Source organism: Pseudomonas sp. FG1 (genome assembly GCF_034313875.1).
Taxonomy (GTDB): Bacteria; Pseudomonadota; Gammaproteobacteria; order Pseudomonadales; family Pseudomonadaceae; genus Aquipseudomonas; species Aquipseudomonas veronii.
Map to the genome: position 1 here is coordinate 2,154,093 of NZ_JAVIWP010000001.1, position 19,763 is coordinate 2,173,855.

At 63.4% G+C, this 19,763-nt stretch carries 13 protein-coding genes; 6 read left to right on the plus strand and 7 right to left on the minus strand.

Translation table 11 applies throughout. The features are described from left to right. Position 1: 1 nt before the first annotated feature. Positions 2-997 (minus strand): catabolite repressor/activator, encoded by a 996-nt coding sequence (cra, locus tag RGV59_RS09960; RefSeq protein WP_017845458.1) that lies wholly within the window; start codon positions 995-997, stop codon positions 2-4. 295 nt (positions 998-1,292) lie between these two features. Here cra and ptsP point away from each other — a divergent pair, with 295 nt between their 5' ends. The 4 genes from ptsP (at position 1,293) to RGV59_RS09980 (ending at position 8,556) form a co-directional block, all read left to right on the plus strand. After that, positions 1,293-4,151: a phosphoenolpyruvate--protein phosphotransferase gene (ptsP, locus tag RGV59_RS09965; protein WP_017845457.1), complete on the plus strand. Its 2,859-nt coding sequence runs from the start codon at positions 1,293-1,295 to the stop codon at positions 4,149-4,151. Then, positions 4,152-5,093, plus strand: a complete 942-nt coding sequence (gene pfkB, locus RGV59_RS09970) for a 1-phosphofructokinase (RefSeq protein WP_046488116.1) — start codon at positions 4,152-4,154, stop codon at positions 5,091-5,093. Between the two features lie 11 nt (positions 5,094-5,104). After that, positions 5,105-6,823 (plus strand): PTS fructose-like transporter subunit IIB, encoded by a 1,719-nt coding sequence (locus RGV59_RS09975; protein WP_126585808.1) that lies wholly within the window; start codon positions 5,105-5,107, stop codon positions 6,821-6,823. A 191-nt stretch (positions 6,824-7,014) separates the two neighbouring features. Further along, entirely contained in the window at positions 7,015-8,556 is a 1,542-nt protein-coding gene (locus tag RGV59_RS09980) for an alkaline phosphatase D family protein (protein WP_126585807.1), read from the plus strand. 225 nt (positions 8,557-8,781) lie between these two features. On the opposite strand, the gene RGV59_RS09985 is transcribed toward RGV59_RS09980, so the two are convergent. Both RGV59_RS09985 and RGV59_RS09990 read right to left on the minus strand, forming a co-directional pair. Continuing rightward, positions 8,782-11,307 (minus strand): PepSY domain-containing protein, encoded by a 2,526-nt coding sequence (locus RGV59_RS09985; RefSeq protein WP_126585806.1) that lies wholly within the window; start codon positions 11,305-11,307, stop codon positions 8,782-8,784. Positions 11,308-11,441: 134 nt separating this feature from the next. Beyond that, on the minus strand, positions 11,442-13,727 hold the full coding sequence (locus RGV59_RS09990) for a TonB-dependent receptor (RefSeq protein ID WP_057005149.1): 2,286 nt from the start codon (positions 13,725-13,727) through the stop codon (positions 11,442-11,444). 204 nt (positions 13,728-13,931) lie between these two features. On the opposite strand from RGV59_RS09990, the gene RGV59_RS09995 reads away from it, so the two are divergent. Together RGV59_RS09995 and RGV59_RS10000 are read left to right on the plus strand one after the other, a co-directional pair. After that, positions 13,932-14,612 carry a Fe2+-dependent dioxygenase gene (locus RGV59_RS09995; protein WP_017845451.1) on the plus strand — a complete coding sequence of 227 codons (681 nt, stop codon included), beginning with the start codon at positions 13,932-13,934 and terminating at the stop codon, positions 14,610-14,612. A 2-nt stretch (positions 14,613-14,614) separates the two neighbouring features. Continuing rightward, positions 14,615-15,364, plus strand: a complete 750-nt coding sequence (locus RGV59_RS10000; RefSeq protein WP_126585805.1) for a tetratricopeptide repeat protein — start codon at positions 14,615-14,617, stop codon at positions 15,362-15,364. A 49-nt stretch (positions 15,365-15,413) separates the two neighbouring features. Here RGV59_RS10000 and RGV59_RS10005 read toward each other — a convergent pair whose 3' ends face one another. The 4 genes from RGV59_RS10005 to RGV59_RS10020 all read right to left on the minus strand — a co-directional run bounded on the left by RGV59_RS10005 (position 15,414) and on the right by RGV59_RS10020 (position 19,763). Then, positions 15,414-16,577 (minus strand): type III PLP-dependent enzyme, encoded by a 1,164-nt coding sequence (locus RGV59_RS10005; protein ID WP_017845449.1) that lies wholly within the window; start codon positions 16,575-16,577, stop codon positions 15,414-15,416. Between the two features lie 473 nt (positions 16,578-17,050). Further along, complete coding sequence (locus tag RGV59_RS10010) at positions 17,051-18,208, minus strand: betaine/proline/choline family ABC transporter ATP-binding protein (RefSeq protein ID WP_017845448.1); 1,158 nt, start codon at positions 18,206-18,208, stop codon at positions 17,051-17,053. After that, a complete protein-coding gene (locus RGV59_RS10015; protein ID WP_017845447.1) occupies positions 18,205-18,858 on the minus strand; it encodes an ABC transporter permease in 654 nt (217 codons plus the stop codon). Before RGV59_RS10015 ends, RGV59_RS10010 begins: the two co-directional genes overlap by 4 nt. Before the next feature lie 11 nt (positions 18,859-18,869). Continuing rightward, positions 18,870-19,763, minus strand: coding sequence for a glycine betaine ABC transporter substrate-binding protein (locus RGV59_RS10020; protein WP_017845446.1), 894 nt, complete (start codon positions 19,761-19,763; stop codon positions 18,870-18,872).

Here is a 19,763-nt window from a genome sequence, read left to right on the forward strand (position 1 = left end):
CTCAAACCTCGTGAATGCGCTGCTTGAAGGTGCGGCCGATGGCGTTTACGCCGGGTTGATACTGTTGTTCTTCAATCGCAGCCAGGGCCAGGCGCAGCGCGGTGTCGGCGATCAGTTGATGTTGCTGGGCCATGGCATTCACCGGCAGCGGCAGGAAATCCAGCAGTTGGGTATCACCGAAGGTGCCCAGGCGCAGCGGCCGCGTCTTGAGCGGGAAGTCATGCAGTGCGTCGAACACGCCTTGCAGCAGCACGTAGGACGTGGTCACCAGCGCGTCAGGCAAATGCCCCAGGCGCTGCAGTAATTGCTCCATCAGTTGCCGGCCGCAGTCGCGGCTGAACGCCTCGCCGTGTTCGACGATCACTTCACCGCCGAATCCCTGCAGCGCTTCACGGAAACCGGCGGCGCGCGCCTGGCTGATACTCAGCTCGGGTCGCGCGCCGATCAGCGCGATCTGCTTGGGTAGCGGTTGCAGCAGGCTGCTGGTCAGTTGCTGGCAGGCCTGGCGGTCGTCGCTGACCACCGAGCAGAACTGCGCGGGGTCCATCTCCCGGTCGATGGCGATGACCGGCAAACCCTTGGCTTGCAGCTCGCGATAACTGTCGTCGCTGGCCGGCAGGCAGCTGGCAACGAACAGCGCGTCGCAGCGTCGGGCGCGGAACAGTTGCAGCAACTGGCGCTCGCTGTCGGCGTCATCGTCGGAGCTGGCGATCAGCAATTGATAGCCTCGCGCGCGCGCGCCCTGTTCCAACAACTTGGCAATTCGTGCGTAACTGGGGTTTTCCAGGTCTGGCAGGATGAAACCCAAGGTGCGCGTATGCCGGCTGCGCAGTCCCGCAGCCTGGGGGTTGGGCGTGAAACCATGGGCTTGGACCACCGCGCGCACGCGCTCGACGGTTGCGCTGCTGATGCGTTGCTGTTCGGCTTTGCCATTGATGACATAGCTGGCGGTGGTCACGGACACACCGGCGAGACGGGCGATATCACTGAGTTTCAAACCGGGATTTCCTTGTTTTCTGGAGCTTGCCCCGACATTTTGTCCAATCGTAACCGATTACTGCAGACGACCAATGTCTCAGCTCAAGTGCCGAGTGGGTCTTCAAGGATGCGCAATTAACGCGTAATCTGCCACGAATTCTAGATTAAACGTTTCAGCAGGCGTATTTTTGCGATGTTCGCTACTGAGTGGCTACTGCCAACCGACTGCTCAGTCAGTTTGTTCATGAACGACTTTAGACTGATTTATTCAAAACAATACCTAGTGCGCCCGACGCACTAACTAGGAGAACGGCATGCTTGAGCTCACCATAGAGCAGATTTCCATGGGCCAGACGGCTGTGGATAAATCTGCTGCCTTGCACCTGCTCGCTGACAAACTGGTGGCCGACGGCCTGGTCGCCGAGGGTTATCTCAGCGGCTTGCAAGCCCGTGAAGCCCAAGGTTCGACCTTTCTCGGTCAAGGCATCGCGATCCCTCACGGCACCCCCGAAACCCGCGATCAGGTATTTTCCACCGGCGTGCGCCTGCTGCAGTTCCCCGAAGGGGTGGACTGGGGCGATGGCCAGATCGTCTACCTGGCCATCGGCATTGCCGCCAAATCCGATGAACACCTGCGCCTGCTGCAATTGCTGACCCGCGCCCTTGGGGAAACCGACCTGGGCCAGGCACTGCGCCGCGCCGCTTCCGCCGAGGCCCTGCTGAAACTGTTGCAGGGCGCGCCGCAGGAACTGGCATTGGACGCGCAAATGATCGGGCTCGGTGTGTCCGCCGATGATTTTGAAGAGCTGGTGTGGCGCGGCGCCCGCCTGCTGCGCCAGGCCGATTGTGTGAGCAATGGCTTTGCCGCCGTGTTGCAGCAGGTCGATGCGCTGCCCCTGGGCGATGGCCTGTGGTGGCTGCACAGCGAGCAGACCGTCAAGCGCCCGGGGCTGGCGTTTGTCACCCCGGACAAACCCATGCGTTACCTCGGCCAGCCCCTCAATGGTCTGTTCTGCCTGGCCAGCCTCGGCGAGGCGCACCAGACCTTGCTCGAACGCCTGTGTGCGCTGTTGATTGAAGGGCGTGGCCAGGAACTGGGCCGCGCCACCAGCAGCCGTGCGGTGCTTGAAGTATTGGGTGGTGAGCTGCCACCCGACTGGCCCAGCGCACGCATCGCCCTGGCCAATGCCCATGGCCTGCACGCGCGGCCGGCGAAGATCCTCGCGCAACTGGCGAAAAGTTTTGACGGCGATATTCGTGTACGCATCGTCGATGGTGCGGTGGGCGCCGTGTCGGTGAAAAGCCTGAGCAAGCTGCTCAGCCTCGGCGCCCGGCGTGGCCAGGTGCTGGAGTTTGTCGCAGAGCCGACGATTGCCGACGATGCGCTGCCCGCCTTGCTGGCCGCGGTACAAGAGGGGCTTGGCGAAGAGGTCGAGCCGCTGCCTGTCGCGAGTGTGCAAGCCGCCGCCGTGGTGCTCGAACCGACGCTCAGCGCGCCCCTGGCCGGCAGCCAGATCCAGGCCATCGCCGCCGCACCGGGCATCGCCATCGGCCCGGCGCATATCCAGGTGCTGCAACCGTTCGACTATCCGCTGCGTGGCGAGTCCTCGGCCATCGAGCGCCAGCGCCTGCACGCCTCACTGGCCGATGTGCGCGGCGATATCCAGGGCCTGATCGAACGCAGCCAGGCCAAGGCGATCCGCGAGATTTTCATTACCCACCAGGAAATGCTCGACGACCCGGAACTGACCGACGACGTCGACACCCGCCTCAAACAGGGTGAAAGCGCCGAAGCCGCCTGGATGAGCGTGATCGAAGCCGCCGCCAAGCAGCAGGAATCGTTGCAGGACGCCTTGCTCGCCGAGCGCGCCGCCGACCTGCGCGACATCGGTCGCCGTGTGCTGGCGCAGTTGTGCGGTGTCGAAACCGTCCAGGAACCGAACGAACCCTACATCCTGGTGATGGACGAAGTCGGCCCGTCGGATGTGGCGCGCCTCGACCCGGCGCGCGTCGCCGGCATTCTCACCGCCCGTGGCGGCGCCACCGCCCACAGCGCCATCGTCGCCCGCGCCCTGGGCATCCCCGCCTTGGTGGGCGCCGGCCCGGCCGTGTTGCTGCTGGCCGCCGGTACGCCGTTGCTGCTCGACGGTCAGCGCGGCCGCCTGCATGTCGACGCCGACGCCGCGACCCTGCAACGCGCCAGCGTCGAACGCGACACCCGTGAACAACGCCTGCAAGCCGCCTCGGCGCAGCGCCATCAGCCGGCCCTGACCCGGGATGGGCACGCCGTGGAAGTGTTCGCCAACATCGGCGAAAGCGCCGGCGTGGCGAGCGCGGTGGAGCAGGGCGCCGAAGGCATTGGCCTGCTGCGCACCGAGCTGATTTTCATGGCCCACCCCCAAGCGCCGGACGAAGCCACCCAGGAAGCCGAATACCGCCGCGTGCTCGACGGCCTCGGCGGTCGCCCGTTGGTGGTCCGCACCCTGGATGTGGGCGGCGACAAACCGCTGCCGTATTGGCCGATCGCCGAGGAAGAAAACCCCTTCCTCGGCGTGCGCGGCATTCGCCTTACGCTGCAACGCCCGCAGATCATGGAAGCGCAATTGCGCGCACTGCTGCGCTCGGCGGATAACCGGCCGCTGCGCATCATGTTCCCCATGGTCGGCAGCGTCGATGAGTGGCGCGCAGCGCGGGACATGACCGAGCGCCTGCGCCTGGAAATCCCGGTGGCCGACCTGCAACTGGGGATCATGATCGAAGTGCCGTCCGCCGCGTTGCTCGCGCCGGTGCTGGCCAAGGAAGTCGACTTCTTCAGCGTCGGCACCAACGACCTGACCCAGTACACCCTGGCCATCGACCGTGGCCACCCGACGCTGTCGGCCCAGGCCGATGGCCTGCACCCCGCCGTGTTGCAACTGATCGACATCACCGTGCGCGCCGCCCATGCCCATGGCAAATGGGTCGGTGTGTGCGGTGAACTGGCCGCCGACCCGCTGGCGGTGCCGGTGCTGATCGGTCTCGGCGTGGATGAGTTGAGCGTGTCGGCCCGCAGCATTCCCGAGGTGAAGGCGCGGGTGCGAGAATTCAGTCTGAGCGAGGCCCAGGGCCTGGCGCAACAAGCACTCGCGGTGGGTTCGCCCGCTGAAGTGCGAGCCCTTGTGGAGGCCGTGTAGATGGCAAGGATTTTGACCCTGACGCTGAACCCGGCGTTGGACCTCACGGTACGCCTGGCGCGCCTGGAACCCGGTGAAGTCAATCGCAGCGAGACGATGCTGACCCACGCGGCCGGCAAGGGCGTGAACGTCGCCCAGGTGCTGGCCGACCTCGGTCATCAGGTCACCGTCGGCGGTTTTCTCGGCGCGGACAACCCCCAGGCCTTTGACGCGCTGATCGCGCGCCGTGGGTTTGCCGATGCGTTCATCCGCGTGCCCGGCGAGACCCGCAGCAATATCAAGATCGCCGAACAGGATGGCCGCGTCACCGACATCAATGCGCCGGGGCCGCTGGTCAGCGAGCAGGCGCAGCAGGCGTTGCTCAACCAACTCACGCTGATCGCCCCGGGGCACGATGCGGTGGTGGTCGCCGGCAGCTTGCCGTGCGGTGTCAGCCCGCAGTGGTTCCAGGGCTTATTGGCGCTGCTGAAAGACCTCGGCTTGAAAGTCGCCCTGGACACCAGTGGCGCAGCCCTGCGCGCCGGGTTGCAGGCCGGCCCGTGGTTGATCAAGCCCAATACCGAAGAACTTGCCGAAGCGCTGGACTGCCCGACCGACTCCGTCGACCAACAGGCCCAGGCCGCCGCGCGTTTGCATGCCAGCGGCATCGAGCATGTGGTGATTTCCCACGGTGCCGACGGCGTCAACTGGTTCAGCCCCGGCACGGCGCTGCATGCCACGCCGCCGAAAGTCAGCGTTGCCAGTACGGTCGGCGCCGGCGATTCGCTGCTGGCCGGGATGCTCCACGGTTTGCTCGGGTTCGATCTGCCCGAGACCACCTTGCGCCGCGCCACGGCGATTGCCGCGATGGCCGTCACGCAGATCGGGTTTGGCATCAGCGATGATGCGCAATTGGCGCGTCTCGAAAGCGGCGTCCATGTGCGCCCGCTGACAGAACAATAAGAGGGTTTGTGATGAATTTAGCCATTGTTACCGCCTGCCCGAACGGTATGGTCACCAGTGTGCTGTGCGCCCGTTTGCTCGACGCCGCCGCGCAGCGCCAGGGCTGGAGCACCAGCGTCGAAGTGGTAGACGTGCAGCGCCCGGAACGCCAGTTGTCCCAGGCCACGCTCGATGCCGCCGAGTGGGTGTTGCTGGTCAGCAGCACGCCGCTGGATATGCAGCGGTTTGTCGGCAAGCGCGTGTATCAGAGCACCCCGGCGCAGGCCTTGCAGGACGTCGAGGCGGTATTGCGGCGCGGCGCCGAAGAGGCTCAGGTGTATGTCGCCAGCGAAGCCCCGGTGGCGGCCAAGCAAGCCCCGCGTATTGTCGCGATCACCGCCTGCCCGACCGGCGTGGCCCACACCTTCATGGCCGCCGAAGCATTGCAGCAGACCGCCAAGCGCCTGGGCTATGACTTGCAGGTAGAAACCCAGGGTTCGGTCGGCGCGCGCACGCCGTTGAGCCCGCAAGCGATTGCCGAGGCGGATGTGGTGCTGCTGGCGGCGGATATCGAAGTCGCCACCGAGCGCTTCGCCGGCAAGAAGATCTACCGCTGCGGCACCGGCATCGCCCTCAAGCAAGCCGAAGCGACCCTCAACAAGGCCCTGGCCGAAGGCACCGTGGAAAGCGCGGCGAGCGGGGCGGTGGTCAAGTCGGAAAAAACCGGGGTCTACAAACACCTGCTGACCGGCGTGTCGTTCATGTTGCCGATGGTGGTGGCGGGCGGTCTGTTGATCGCCTTGTCGTTCGTGTTCGGCATCCATGCCTTTGAAGAAAAAGGCACCCTGGCGGCGGCGCTGAAAACCGTCGGCGACCAGGCCTTCATGCTCATGGTGCCGCTGCTCGCGGGCTATATCGCCTATTCGATTGCCGACCGCCCCGGCCTGGCCCCCGGCATGATCGGCGGCTTGCTGGCCGGGACGTTGGGCGCGGGCTTTATCGGCGGGATTATTGCCGGTTTCCTCGCCGGTTACTGCGTCAAGCTGATCACCGGCGCGGTGCGCCTGCCGCAAAGCCTGGAGCCGCTCAAGCCGATCCTGATCATCCCGTTGCTGGCGAGCCTGTTCACAGGCCTGGCGATGATCTATCTGGTAGGCCCGCCGGTGGCGCGGCTGCTCACCGGGCTGACCGACTTCCTCAGCACGATGGGCACCACCAATGCCGTGCTGCTCGGTATCCTGCTCGGCGGCATGATGTGCGTTGACCTGGGCGGGCCAATCAACAAGGCCGCGTATGCGTTCTCTGTCGGCTTGCTGGCGGCGTCCAGCGGTGCGCCGATGGCGGCGACCATGGCGGCCGGCATGGTGCCGCCGATCGGCATGGGCATCGCGACCTTCCTGGCCCGGCGCAAGTTTGCCCAGACCGAACGCGAGGCCGGCAAGGCCGCGATGATTCTGGGCCTGTGCTTTATCTCCGAAGGCGCGATCCCGTTTGCTGCCAAGGACCCGCTGCGGGTGATCCCGGCCAGCATCGCCGGTGGCGCATTGACCGGCGCGCTGTCGATGTACTTCGGCTGCAAACTGGCGGCGCCCCATGGCGGCCTGTTTGTGCTGGTGATCCCGAATGCGATGAACCATGCGCTGCTGTACTTGCTGGCGATTGCCGCCGGTAGCGTGTTGACGGGGTTGGTGTACGCGCTGATCAAACGCCCGGAAGCGGTGGAACTGGCGGTCACACCCGCCCAAGCCTAACACCGTTGAACATGTGGGAGGGGGCTTGCCCCCGATGGCGATGTGTCAGTCACCCATGAATGGACTGACCCACCGCCATCGGGGGCAAGCCCCCTCCCACATTAGGATTTGCGAGGCTTTGAAGGCGGTGTCATATCGGCTTCATCCCTGCGTGTTCTAGTTGCCCTTTTGATACTCAAGAGGGCATCTGCATGAGCCATTTCGATCTCGGCCGTCGCCGCGTGATGCAAGCCGTCGGCGCGGGCCTGTTGCTGCCGGGGCTGGCGCCGGCGGTGATTGCGTCGGTGAAGGACCGGCCGCAACTCACCGATGGCGTGCAGTCCGGCGACCTGCTCGGCGACCGCGCGATGATCTGGAGCCGCAGCGACCGCCCGGCGCGGATGGTGGTGGAATGGGACACCCGCAGTGTGTTCAGCAACCCACGCCGATTCGTCTCGCCGCTGGCCGACAACCGCAGCGACTTTACCGCCCGCGTCGAACTCACCGGCCTGCCCGCCGACCAGGCGATTTTCTACCGCGTGCAGTTCGAAGACGCCCAGACCGGCGTCGCCAGCGAGCCCTGGTTCGGCCACCTGCGCAGCGTGCCGCAACAGCGTCGCGATATTCGCTTTGTGTGGAGCGGCGACACCGTCGGCCAAGGCTTCGGCATCAACCCGGACATCGGCGGCATGCGGATCTACGAAGCCATGCGCCTGCGCCTGCCGGACTTTTTTATCCACAGCGGCGACACCATCTACGCCGACGGCCCGGTGCCGGCGCAACTGACCACCGAAGGCGGGCGCATCTGGCGCAACATCACCACCGAGGCCAAGAGCAAAGTCGCTGAAACCCTCGATGAGTATCGCGGTAATTACCGCTACAACCTGCTGGATGAAAACGTGCGGCGCTTTAACGCCGAAGTGCCGCAGATCTGGCAGTGGGACGACCACGAAGTGGTGAACAACTGGTCGCCGAGCAAGCAGCTCGATGAGCGTTACCAGATCAAGGACATCAACACCCTGGTCGGCCATGCGCGTCAGGCCTGGCTGGAATATTCACCCATGCGTCGGCAAAGCGCCGACGGCGGCGGGCGGATTTATCGCAAGCTCAGTTACGGCCCGCTGCTGGATGTGTTCGTGCTCGACATGCGCAGCTATCGCGGGCCCAACGATGACAACCTGGGCGGCGCCAAACCCTTCCTCGGCCGAGAGCAACTGGACTGGCTCAAGCGCGAACTCAAGGCGTCCCAGGCCCAATGGAAGGTGATCGCCGCCGACATGCCGATCGGCCTCGGCGTGCCCGACGGCGAAGTCAGCCCGGGCGTACCGCGCTGGGAAGCGATCGCCAACAACGACCCCGGCCCGGCGCAAGGGCGCGAGTTGGAAATCGCCGAGCTGCTCGGGTTTCTGCGCGCGCAGCAGGTGCGCAACCATGTGTGGTTGACGGCGGATGTGCATTACTGCGCGGCGCATCACTACCACCCGGATCGGGCGGCGTTCCAGGACTTCGAGCCGTTCTGGGAGTTTGTCGCGGGGCCGTTGAATGCGGGGAGCTTCGGGCCCAATCCGCTGGATAAAACCTTTGGTCCGCAGGTGGTGTTCGAGAAAGCACCGCCGGCGCAGAACACCTCGCCGTTTGCCGGTTTCCAGTTTTTCGGCGAAGTGCAGATCGATGGGCAGACGGCGGAGTTGACGGTGATGCTGCGTGATCTGGATGGGGTTTCAGTGTTCGAGCAAAAGCTGCAACCGGTCTGATTGAGGGGGCAGTCAAAAACTGATTGGAGTGCAGTCAAAAACTGACTTGGAATACAATCAAAAACTGACTTGGAGTGCAGTCAAAAACTGACTTGGAATACAGTCAAAAACTGTGGGAGGGGGCTTGCCCCCGATAGCGGTGTGTCAGTAACCCATGAGTTGACTGATCCACCGCCATCGGGGGCAAGCCCCCTCCCACATAGGTTCTTCAGTGGTTAGAGGATCTCAGTAGACATCGCGGCGATAGCGGCCCTGTTCGATCAAGCGCTCCACCGCCTCACTGCCCAGCACCTCATGCAGCACCCGATCCACCCCCGCGGCCATCCCCTGCAAACTGCCGCACACGTAAATCGCCGCGCCGTCCGCCAGCCATCGACGCAACACGTCCGCCGATTCGCGCAGGCGATCCTGCACGTAGATCTTTTCCTCCTGGTCGCGGGAAAACGCCAGGTCCAGCAGCGCCAGGTCACCGCTGGCCAGCCAGCCTTGCAGTTCGTCCTGGCACAGGTAGTCGTGGGCGATAGTGCGTTCGCCGAACAACAGCCAGTTGCGCTGCTGGCCGTCGGCAATGCGTGCCTTGAGCAAGCTGCGCAAACCGGCCAGGCCAGTGCCGTTGCCCAGCAGGATCAACGGCGCAGGCGCGTCCGGCAGGTGGAAACCACTGTTGCGGCGCGGGCGCAGGCTGATGCTCGAGCCGAGGGCCGCGTGTTCGGTCAGCCAGCCCGAGCCAAGGCCGAGGGTGCCGTCCGGATGACGTTCCTGGCGCACGATCAACTCCAGCACGCCGTCGCTGGGAATCGAGGCGATGGAGTATTCGCGCATGCCCAGGGGCGCCAGCGCGTTCACCAGCGCCTGGGCATGCAGGCCTACCAGATGGGCGCGGTTGTCCGGCAGTTGGCGGGTGGCCAGGGCCTGGTCGAGGGTGTGCGCCAGGCCGTCGATCAGCACGCTCTCGCTGCCGGCCAGGCCCAGGCCCCCGAGGAACTGCGCGATGGCCCGGCTGCCGTTGCGCGGCAGGATTTCCACCAGGTCGCCGGCCGTCCAGCGTTGCCCTGACGGCACGCTCAGCTCCAGCAGGTACACAGCCGAACCGACACTGCCAGGGTTGAGCAAGGTGCGTTGGTTCAAGCTGCAGTTTTCATACTGTGCGCTCGGCCACGCCGCTGTCGGTGCGTGCCCGGTGAGTTGCCCCAGCTGTTGTTGCCAGTGCTGCAGGGCATGGGTGTCGCCGCTGTCGACTTCCACAGGGGCGAACAACGGGGTGCCGCCCTGGTTGGTCAGCCAGAAGTGCAGGCGCCGCGCAAAGCCGCAGAAGTGCTGGTACTGGCGATCGCCGAGGGCCAGTACCGAGTAGTTCAAGCCTTTGAGGGACAGGTCCTGCCCGAGCACGCTGCGCTCGAAGCCACGGGCGCTGTCGGGGGCTTCGCCGTCGCCGAAGGTGCTGACCACGAACAGCGCATTTTCTGATTGGCGCAGTTGGTCCTGGCTGACGCTGCCCAGCGGCTGCACGTTCACTGGCAAGCCCGCGGCCTGCAGTTGCCCGGCGGTCTGCCAGGCCAGTTGTTCGGCAAAACCGCTCTGGCTGGCGAAGCCGATCAGCCAGGCCGGCGCATGGCTGTGATTGGCGCTGAGGCGCTCGCGGGCATCGCGTACCTGGCGCTTTTTACGGCGACGGTCGAGGTACAGCAGCCAGCCGGTGATGAAGAACAACGGCATGCACAGCGCGCTGATGGTGAGGATGATCCGCCCCACCAGGCCGAAGTAACTGCCGGTGTGCAGCGCGTAGAGGCTGGTCAGCAATTGAGCCTTGAGGCTCTTGCTGGCGTAGCGCTCGTGGGATTTCACCGCGCCGGTGGCCGGGTCCAGGTTGATCTGGTTCAGCGCGCGGTCGTGGGGCGAGTTTTTCAGCAGGTAAAACACCGTGGCCGGCTGCCCGGCGACTGCCGGCATGCGGATGTTGTAGGCACTTAAGTCGGGGCCGGCGCTGCTGTAGATGCTGCTCCAGATCGCCGCGTAGTTGGCTTCCGGCGTCGGGCCCGCGGGCGGTGGGCCGCGTTTGCGCATCCGTTCGTTCTGCGGGGCGTCGGACAGCAGCTTGTTCAGGCCCTGGTTGTACCATTCGTAGGACCACGACAGGCCGGTCAGCGCCGCCAACAGATAGAACAACAGGCACCAGGTGCCGAACACCGAGTGCAAGTCCCAATTGAAGCTGCGACCTTTTTTGCGCCAGTCCAGGGTCAGCCACACGCGCCAGTTCGCCACCTGGCGCGGCCAGCGCAGGTACAGGCCGGACAGGCAGAAGAACAGCAGGATCAGCGTGCAGGCCCCGGTGATTTGCCGGCCGGTGTCGCCCATGGCCAGGAAGCGGTGCAGTTGCAGGAGAAACCCGAACACGTCCTGGCCGACGGCGTCACCCATGTAGTCGCCGGTGTAGGGGTCGAAGTAACGCATCTGGCCGCGCCGTTCACCCGGCGGCGGGGTGAAGAACACGCGTGCGGCGGTGCCGCTGTCGGTTTCCACCCACAGCATCGACACGCGCTTGCCTTCGCTGGCTTCGAGCTTGCGCACCAGTTCGGCGGGCGGCAGTACCCCGGCGTCGCGTTTTGCCACGCTCAGCACGCTGGGGTTGAGCGCGCGCAGTATTTCATCCTGGAACGACACCGCCGCCCCGGTGATCCCCATCAAGGCCAGCACCAGCCCGGCAGTGATGCCGAAGAACCAGTGCAACTGGAACAGGGTTTTCTTCAACACGTCGGACCGCCTCGCTCATCTGGATATCTGTAGCACGGCGCGCATTATGCCGTGGGTTGTCGAGAAACTTTGTTGTTTAACACGCAAAAGCCCCACGCATCGATGCGTGGGGCTGTTGGCTGCGGGTTGACCGTTTAGAAGTGGAAGCTGGTGGTCAACAGCGCGGTGCGCCCGGCCGCCTGGTTGGCGAAGTGGGTCGAGAAGGCCTTGTCGTAGTAGGTTTTGTCGGTCAGGTTCTGCACGTTCAGTTGCAGATCGACGTTCTTGGTCAGCTTGTAGCTGGCCATGGCGTCGTAGCGTGTGTAGGACGGTACATACACGGTGTTGCCGGCATCGCCGTAGACCTCGTCGACATAGAACGCACCGCCGCCGATGGTCAGCTTCGACGTGATGTCGTAGGTGGTCCACAGGCTGAAGGTGTTCTTCGGCGTATTGGGCATTTGGTTGCCCTCGCTGGAGCCGGCGCTGAGCACCCCGTTGCGCCCGTTGCGTCCGGATTTGACCAGCTCGCTGTCGAGGTAGCTGTAGCCGGCGAACACTTGCCATTGATCCGTGAGTTTGCCGCTGGCCGAGAGTTCGAGGCCATCGACGCGGGATTCACCGGCGTTCTCGTAGGTCAGGGCATCCACCAGAATGCGCGTGTTCTTCTTCTCGGTGCGGAACACGGCAGCCGTCAGCGAAAGGCGGTCGTGGAACAGATCCCACTTGGTGCCCAGCTCGTAGTTGACGGTTTCTTCCGGTTGCAGGTCGCTGGTGGCGGCGCCGGCGGACAGTGGGTTGCCGTCGGAGCCTTCACCGACCAGACCACCGGCCGGCGTGGCCGAGGTGGCGTAGGACGCATAGATGCTGGCGTTCTCCACCGGCTTCCAGACCAGGCCGGCCTGCCAGTTGAAGAACTGGCTGTCGTCTTTGATCTTGGTGCGCCCGGTGGTGGCGTTGGTGTTGGCCTCGGTGTCGAAGGTGTCGTAGCGCAGGCCGACGTTCAGCAGCCATTTCGGGTCCAGTTCGATGGTGTCGAACACGTAGGCGCCGCGGCTGGTGGCTTTGGTGTTGGTGCCGTTGTAGTTGCGCGCGATGCTACCGGTCCAGGCGTCGTCCGGGTTCGGGTTGCTCAGCGAGGTGCATTGGCCGCCCAGGCTGCCTTTGGCCACGGTGCAGACCGGGTTGGCGTTGGGGCTGATGGTGTAGCTGCTGACACGGGTTTCTTCGCCGGTGAACTCGAGGCCGGTGGAGTAGGTGTGCTTGAAACCCAGCGCGTGGAAGTTGCCGAACAGATCGGTCTGGTTGGTGGTGGTCTCGGTGGTCGACACGCGGCTGTTGGCGCGGCGCCACACAGTACCGAACTTGTTGACGTTGAGTTTGCTGTCGTCCGGTTGCGTGAGGATATAGTCCTGGCCGGTGTTGCCATGGCGCAGGGTGTTTTTCAGCGTCATGTTGTCGTTCAGGTCGTGTTCGACGGAGACCGTGCTGATATCGGCGCGGGTCTTGCGGAAGTCGCGACTCTTCAGGCCGTAGAAGTTATTGCTGTCGCCGCCGTCGTTGGGTTTGTCGTGTACGTGGGCGGTGGCGGTCGCGGAGCCGTAACCGTAGGGGATCCCCGAATCCGGCAGGTCGTCGCTTTCCATGTGGTAGTAGCTGACGTTGACGCGGGTCGGCGTGCCCAGGCCAAAGGTCAGCGACGGCGCCACGCCCCAACGGTCGTAATTCACCGCGTCGCGGCCGGCGACGTTTTGTTCGTGGCTCATCAGGTTCAGGCGGAACGCGGCGCTGTCGTCGAGGAATTGGCGGTTGACGTCGAGCACGTAGCGGCGGGTCTGGTCGGAGCCGTAGGTGAAGCCGCCGTTGGTGAAGTCGCGCGCCTGGGGCGTCTTGCTCACCAGGTTGAGGCTGCCGCCGGCCGAGCCACGCCCGCCGAACGAAGAGTTCGGGCCTTTGCTGACTTCGATCGATTCGATGTCGAAGATCTCACGGCTCTGGCCGCCGGTATCGCGCACGCCGTCCAGGTAGGTGTCGCCCTGGGCGTCAAAACCGCGGATGAACGGGCGGTCGCCCTGGGGGTTGCCGCCTTCACCGGCGCCGAAGGTAATGCCGGGCACGGTGCGCAAGGCATCCTGCAACGAGGTGGCGGCGGTGTCCTTGAGCACTTGCTGTGGCACCACGGTGACCGAGCGCGGCGTGTCCACCAGCGGCGCAGTGTACTTTTGCGAAGAGGCTTTTTCGACCTGATAGGAGGTGGCGTCCTGTGCTTCCCCGGTGATGCTGGTGGCGCCCAGGGAGATGCTGTTGCGCTGGCCTTTCTGTTCGGTGTCGTCGGCCGCTTGCGCCAGATGGGCGACAGAGCTGGCGCCGAGTGCAACGCCGATGGCCGAAGCCAGCAGGCGTGGTGAACTGGCAGGTGTTTTTATGCAAGTGCGCGACATGACGTGTCCTTTCCCCAAGGATGTGAGGCCGCGGAATATAGGCTGAACAAGACTTTGTATCAATTGCGACTTATTGCTATTCGTAGCTAATTTACATTCTTTACACTTTTTCCTTACGGTTTTTACGATCTCGTTCGTCTTCGGGTTTTACAGAGAGGATAAGAATCAATACCATTAACGTCTTTCCGCTCTCAGGTAGTGCTCATGTTGCTGCATATTCCCGGCCTGTTCTCTCGTGAGGAAGTGCAGCGCATTCGCCAAGCCCTGGAAACCGCCGACTGGGCCGACGGTAGAATCACCGCCGGGCACCAGTCCGCCAAGGCCAAGCACAACCTGCAATTGCCCGAAGGCCACCCGCTGGCCAAGGAAATCGGTACGGCGATGCTGGAGCGGTTGTGGCAAAACCCGCTGTTTATGTCGGCGGCGTTACCGCACAAAGTCTTCCCGCCGCTGCTCAACTGCTACACGGCCGGGGGCAGTTTCGACTTTCATATCGACAATGCCGTGCGCCAGCCCAAGGGCAGCCAGGAGCGGGTGCGTACCGATCTGTCGTCCACGCTGTTCTTTAGCGACCCGGAGGACTATGACGGCGGCGAACTGGAGATCCAGGACACCTTCGGCGTGCAACGGGTCAAGCTGCCCGCCGGCGATATGGTGCTGTACCCCGGCTCCAGCCTGCATAAAGTCAACGCCGTAACCCGCGGTGCGCGCTACGCCTCGTTTTTCTGGACCCAAAGCCTGGTGCGCGAAGACAGCCAGCGCACCCTGCTGTTCGAGATGGACGGTGCGATCCAGCAACTGACCGCGGCGGTCCCGGACCACCCGGCGTTGATCCAGCTCACTGGCACTTACCACAACCTGTTGCGTCGCTGGGTCGAGGTCTGAGCATGGGCTTTTTATTGCGCCGTGAAGAAGTGCTCAACGTCGAGCAGTTGCAGCGCATGCTCGACGACTCGCCAGTGCGCGCGGCCCAGGCGATCCTGATCGCGGCCAGGGAGGGCGTGGTGGATGCCCAGGCCTTGCTCGGGCAGATCCTGCTGGAAGGGCGCGGCATCGAGCGCGATGAAGCGCTGGCACTGCGCTGGTTCCAGATCGCGGCGCAGGGCGGGCACCTGATGGCGCGCAATATGCTGGGGCGTTGCCGCGAGCATGGCTGGGGCTGCGTCGCCGACGAAGCGGCGGCGGCGCGGGACTATCGGCTGGCGGCCGAAGCCGGGTTGGACTGGGGGCAATACAACTACGCCAACCTGCTGGCCACCGGTCGCGGTGTCGCCGAGGACCAGGCGCACGCGCTGAGGTGTTATCGCCAGGCGGCGGAGCAGGGCCACGCCAAGTCGATGAACCTGTTGGGGCGCTATCTGGAAGAGGGCCGGTTTTGCCCGAGGGATCCGGACGCTGCCGTGGCGTGGTATCGACGCTCAGCCGAAGCCGGGGATTTCCGTGGGCAGTTCAGTTACGCGGCGGTGCTGGCCGACAGCGGCCAGATCGAGGCGGCGCTGGTGTGGTTGCGCAAGGCGCTGGCGGGCGGCAATCTGAAGTTTTTGCGGGTGGCGCACAAGGCGCTGGCGCAGACGAATGATCCGCGGATTCGGGCGATGGCCGATGCCTATGAGCAACATGCCATGACCTGTTTCTGAGCGATAAAAAAACCCATGACAGGTCATGGGTTTTTTGTTCGCCGCCGTCTTACACGTAATACGACTTCAACGGCGGAAAGCCATTGAACTCAACCGCGCTGTAGCTGGTGGTGTACGCACCGGTCGACAACCAGTACAACCGATCACCGATCGCCAGGTTCAGCGGCAGGCCGTACTTGTAGTTTTCGTACATGATGTCGGCGCTGTCGCAGGTAGGACCGGCGATCACCACTTCTTCCATCTCGCCTTTCTTCTCGGTCCAGATCGGGAACTTGATGGCTTCGTCCATGGTTTCGATCAGGCCGGAGAACTTGCCCACGTCCGTGTACACCCAGCGCTCGACGGCGGTGCGCGATTTACGTGCCACCAGCACCACTTCGCTGACCAGGATGCCGGCGTTGGCGATCAACGAACGGCCCGGTTCCAGGATGATTTCCGGCAGGTCGTCGCCGAAGTCTTCCTTGAGGAAGCGGATGATTTCTTCGGCATAGGTTTCCAGGCTGTTGGTGCGGGTGATGTAGTTGGCCGGGAAGCCGCCGCCCATGTTGATCAGCTTGAGGTGGATGCCGTCTTCTTCCTTCAGGCGCTCGAAGATCACTTTGACCTTGGCGATCGCCGCGTCCCACACGCTGATGTCGCGCTGTTGCGAGCCGACGTGGAACGAGAGGCCATACGGCACCAGGCCCAGGTCGCGGGCGAGGATCAGCAGGTCCATGGCCATGTCGGTCTGGCAGCCGAATTTGCGCGACAGAGGCCAGTCAGCCGTGGTCGAGCCTTCGGTGAGGATACGCACATAGATTTTCGAGCCCGGTGCGGCCTTGGCGATGTTGCGCAGGTCGGCTTCGGAGTCGGTGGAGAACAGGCGCACGCCCTTCTCGTAGAAGTAGCGGATGTCCTTGGATTTCTTGATGGTGTTGCCGTAGCTGATACGGTCGGGGCTGACGCCGCGGGCCATGACCTTGTCCAGCTCGTAGATCGAGGCGATGTCGAAGCTCGACCCCTTGTCTTTCAGCAGGTCGATGATCTCGACGGCTGGGTTGGCCTTGACTGCGTAATAGATTTTGGCGAATTCGAAACCGGCGCGCAGGTCATCGTAGGCCTGGCTGATCATCGCGGTGTCGATCACCACGAACGGGGTTTCTTGCTTGTCGGCGAACGCCTTCATTTTGTCAAAAGTGGCGCGCGCGAAATAATCTTCGACGTTGATCGACATGCTGGGAACTCCTAAGGGCAAACTAAATTGATCAATGGGTGCAAATGAACGTCCTCCGTATCCCCACTTTGGTTCGCCTACTTCCCAAGGCATGTCGCCGAAAGCAAAAAGGCCATGGGATAAGCTTCCCTTGGCCTTGCTGTCTCGTCGTCAGTACTTGAGCCGGATGGATCGTTTCCAGCATGGACGTTCGGCGCGAACTTTAGGGCGTGAGGGGCTTGAGATCAACTAAAAATGTCGCGTTTTTGCACGCGTTCGTCGCGGGACCGGGTGCAGCTACTTATGTAACCGACCGGTGTGACGGATTGATGTTCCCTGCAGGCGGATAATCAGGGGGATTTCCCTGACACACCACGGACCAAATGTGGGAGGGGCTTGCCCCCGATGGCAGTGTGTCAGTCATGAATATATTGACTGATACACCGCCATCGGGGGCAAGCCCCCTCCCACAGTTTTAAGCGTGTTGTGTCAGGTCAGGCCAGGGCGGTTTCGGCAGGCGAAACGATACTGGTCTTGCCCCCGCGCGACTTGCCGGAGCTCAGGTACTCGGCAATCGATTCCTGGGTCACTTCGCCCAAAAACACCCGCTCGGCGTCCATCACCGGCAACCATGAACGGTTGAACTCGTACATGCGCGACAACAGGATGCGCAAGTGCTCGTCATACGCGGCCGTGGCGTTGAATTCGCGCAGGTATTGACCGCAAGTGCCGGTCTGACGGTGCAGGTCGCGACGGCGCACATAGCCCAGCGCCTTGTTGTCGGCGCAGGTGACCACCACATAGCGGCGGTCGAGTTCGTCCATCAGCTCCAGGGCATCGGCCACCGGGGTTTCCGGGCTGACCGACGGGGCGTTGTCTGCCGCGTCTTCGGCTTTTACCAGCAGCAGACGCTTGAGGGTGCTGTCCTGGCCGACGAAGTTGCTGACGAACTCATCCGCCGGGTGCGCCAGCAGGGTGTCCGGGTGGTCGATCTGCAGCAGTTTGCCGGCGCGGAAGATGGCGATCTTGTCACCCAGCTTGATGGCTTCGTCGATGTCGTGGCTGACCATGATCACGGTCTTGTTCAGCGCGCGCTGCATCTCGAAGAACTCGTTCTGGATCATCTCGCGGTTGATCGGGTCGACCGCGCCGAACGGCTCATCCATCAGCAGCAACGGTGCATCCGCGGCCAGCGCCCGGATCACGCCGATGCGCTGTTGCTGGCCACCGGACAGCTCACGCGGGTAGCGGTGCAGGTACTGCTTGGGCTCGAGCTTGATCATGCTCATCAACTCGCGGGCGCGGTCGTGGCATTTCTGCTTGTCCCAGCCCAGCAACTTGGGCACGACCACGATGTTTTCCTCGATGGTCATGTTCGGGAACAGGCCGATCTGCTGGATCACGTAGCCGATGTTGCGACGCAGGGTCACTTCGTCGAGGTCGGTGGTGTCTTCGCCGTTGATCAGGATCTTGCCCGAGGTGGGCTTGATCAGGCGGTTGATCATTTTCAGCGTGGTGCTCTTGCCGCAGCCCGAGGGGCCGAGGAATACGCAAATCTCGCCTTCGTTGACGGTCAGGCTTACGTCGTTCACGGCGGAGACAGTCTTGCCGTTGCTTTGGAAAGTCTTGGTCAGGTGTTGAAGTTCGATCATTTGAGCAGTCCTTTTGGAGTCAGCGAGCGTTGCAGCCATTGCAGAAGCAGGTCGGCGAAGATGGCCAGGAGACTGACCAGCACGGCGCCGACGATCAGCATCGACATGTCGCTGCGGCTGATGGAAGCCAGAATAAGTACACCCAGGCCGCCGGCGCCGATGGTGGCGGCGATGGTCATCACGCCGATGTTCATCACCACGGCGGTGCGTACACCGGCGAGGATCACCGGTACGGCGATGGGCAGTTCGACCATGCGCAGGCGCTGGCCGAAGGTCATGCCGATGCCTTTGGCGGCTTCGCGGATGCCCGGTTCCACGCCGGTCAGGGCCAGGTAGGTGTTACGCATGATCGGCAGCAGGGAGTAGAGGAACACGGCGGTGATCGCCGGCATTGGCCCCAGGCCCTGGCCGAATTTGGAGTAGAACGGCAGCAGCAGGCCAAACAGGGCGATGGACGGCACGGTCAGCAGCACGGTGGCGCTGGCTTGCAGCGGGCCGGCCAGGCTCGGGAAGCGGGTCATCAGCACGCCGAGGGGCACGCCGACGACAATCGCGAGGATCACGGCAATGCCGACCAGGGTGATGTGCTGCCAGGTCAGGTGCAGGACCTGGGCCCAATCAAGATGGGAAAAGGCGTTTAAAAATTCCATGTCTTCTCCTCTTAGTTGAGTGGATGCTGGCGCAGGAAATCGGCGGCGACGGCGGATGGGCTTTCATGGTCGACGTCGACCCGCGCGTTCAGCTCGCGCATGGTTGTATCGTCAAACAGTGCGGCCAGTGGCTTCAGATCGGCGGCCAGTTGCGGATGAGCGTCCAGGTACACCTGACGCACCACCGGCGCGGCGGTGTAGTCCGGGAAGTAGTGCTTGTCGTCTTCGAGCAGCTTCAATTTGAAGGCATTCAGGCGCCCGTCAGTGGTGTACACCAAGCCGGCAAACACCTGGCCGTTACGCAACGCGGTGTAGACCAGCCCGGCGTCCATCTGCCGGGTGTTTTTGCGGGTCAGGTTCATGTCGTAGAGCTTGACCATGCCGCCCATGCCGTCGGAACGGTTGGCGAACTCGGTGTCCAGGGCCACCAGGCGCGTGGCCTTGGTTTTTTCCGCGAGGGCTTGGGTCAGATCGCTGATCGTGTTGATCTGCGGGAATTCCTGGGCCACGTTCTCAGGCAATGCCAGCGCGTAGGTGTTGCTGAATTTCGATGGCGAAAGCCAGACCAGGCCTTTTTTCGCGTCGAGTTCTTTCACCCGAGCGTAGGACTGTTCGCTGTCGAGCTTCTCGTCCACATGGTTGTAGGCCACCAGCGACACGCCGGTGTATTCCCAGATCAGGTCCAGTTGCCCGCTTTCCTGGGCACTGCGCGCCAGGTTGCTGCCCAGGCCGCCGGTCACGCGGGTGTCGTAACCCTTGGTGCGCAGGTACTGGGAAGTGATTTCGGCGAGCAGGGTTTGTTCAGTGAACACCCGTGCGCCGATGCGGATGACCGGTTTTTCAGCGGCTTGCGCAACCCCTGCAAACAGCAGGACGCAGCTCAATATCAATGTCAGTTTTTTCAT

Coding starts and splice junctions, on each gene's coding strand:
- pfkB (WP_046488116.1), top strand. CDS start 4,152: ATGGCAAGGATTTTGACCCTGACGCTGAACCCGGCGTTGGACCTCACG.
- RGV59_RS09990 (WP_057005149.1), bottom strand. CDS start 13,727: ATGTCGCGCACTTGCATAAAAACACCTGCCAGTTCACCACGCCTGCTG.
- RGV59_RS09995 (WP_017845451.1), top strand. CDS start 13,932: ATGTTGCTGCATATTCCCGGCCTGTTCTCTCGTGAGGAAGTGCAGCGC.
- RGV59_RS10005 (WP_017845449.1), bottom strand. CDS start 16,577: ATGTCGATCAACGTCGAAGATTATTTCGCGCGCGCCACTTTTGACAAA.
- RGV59_RS10020 (WP_017845446.1), bottom strand. CDS start 19,763: ATGAAAAAACTGACATTGATATTGAGCTGCGTCCTGCTGTTTGCAGGG.
- RGV59_RS10010 (WP_017845448.1), bottom strand. CDS start 18,208: ATGATCGAACTTCAACACCTGACCAAGACTTTCCAAAGCAACGGCAAG.
- RGV59_RS09980 (WP_126585807.1), top strand. CDS start 7,015: ATGAGCCATTTCGATCTCGGCCGTCGCCGCGTGATGCAAGCCGTCGGC.
- RGV59_RS10015 (WP_017845447.1), bottom strand. CDS start 18,858: ATGGAATTTTTAAACGCCTTTTCCCATCTTGATTGGGCCCAGGTCCTG.
- RGV59_RS10000 (WP_126585805.1), top strand. CDS start 14,615: ATGGGCTTTTTATTGCGCCGTGAAGAAGTGCTCAACGTCGAGCAGTTG.
- ptsP (WP_017845457.1), top strand. CDS start 1,293: ATGCTTGAGCTCACCATAGAGCAGATTTCCATGGGCCAGACGGCTGTG.
- RGV59_RS09975 (WP_126585808.1), top strand. CDS start 5,105: ATGAATTTAGCCATTGTTACCGCCTGCCCGAACGGTATGGTCACCAGT.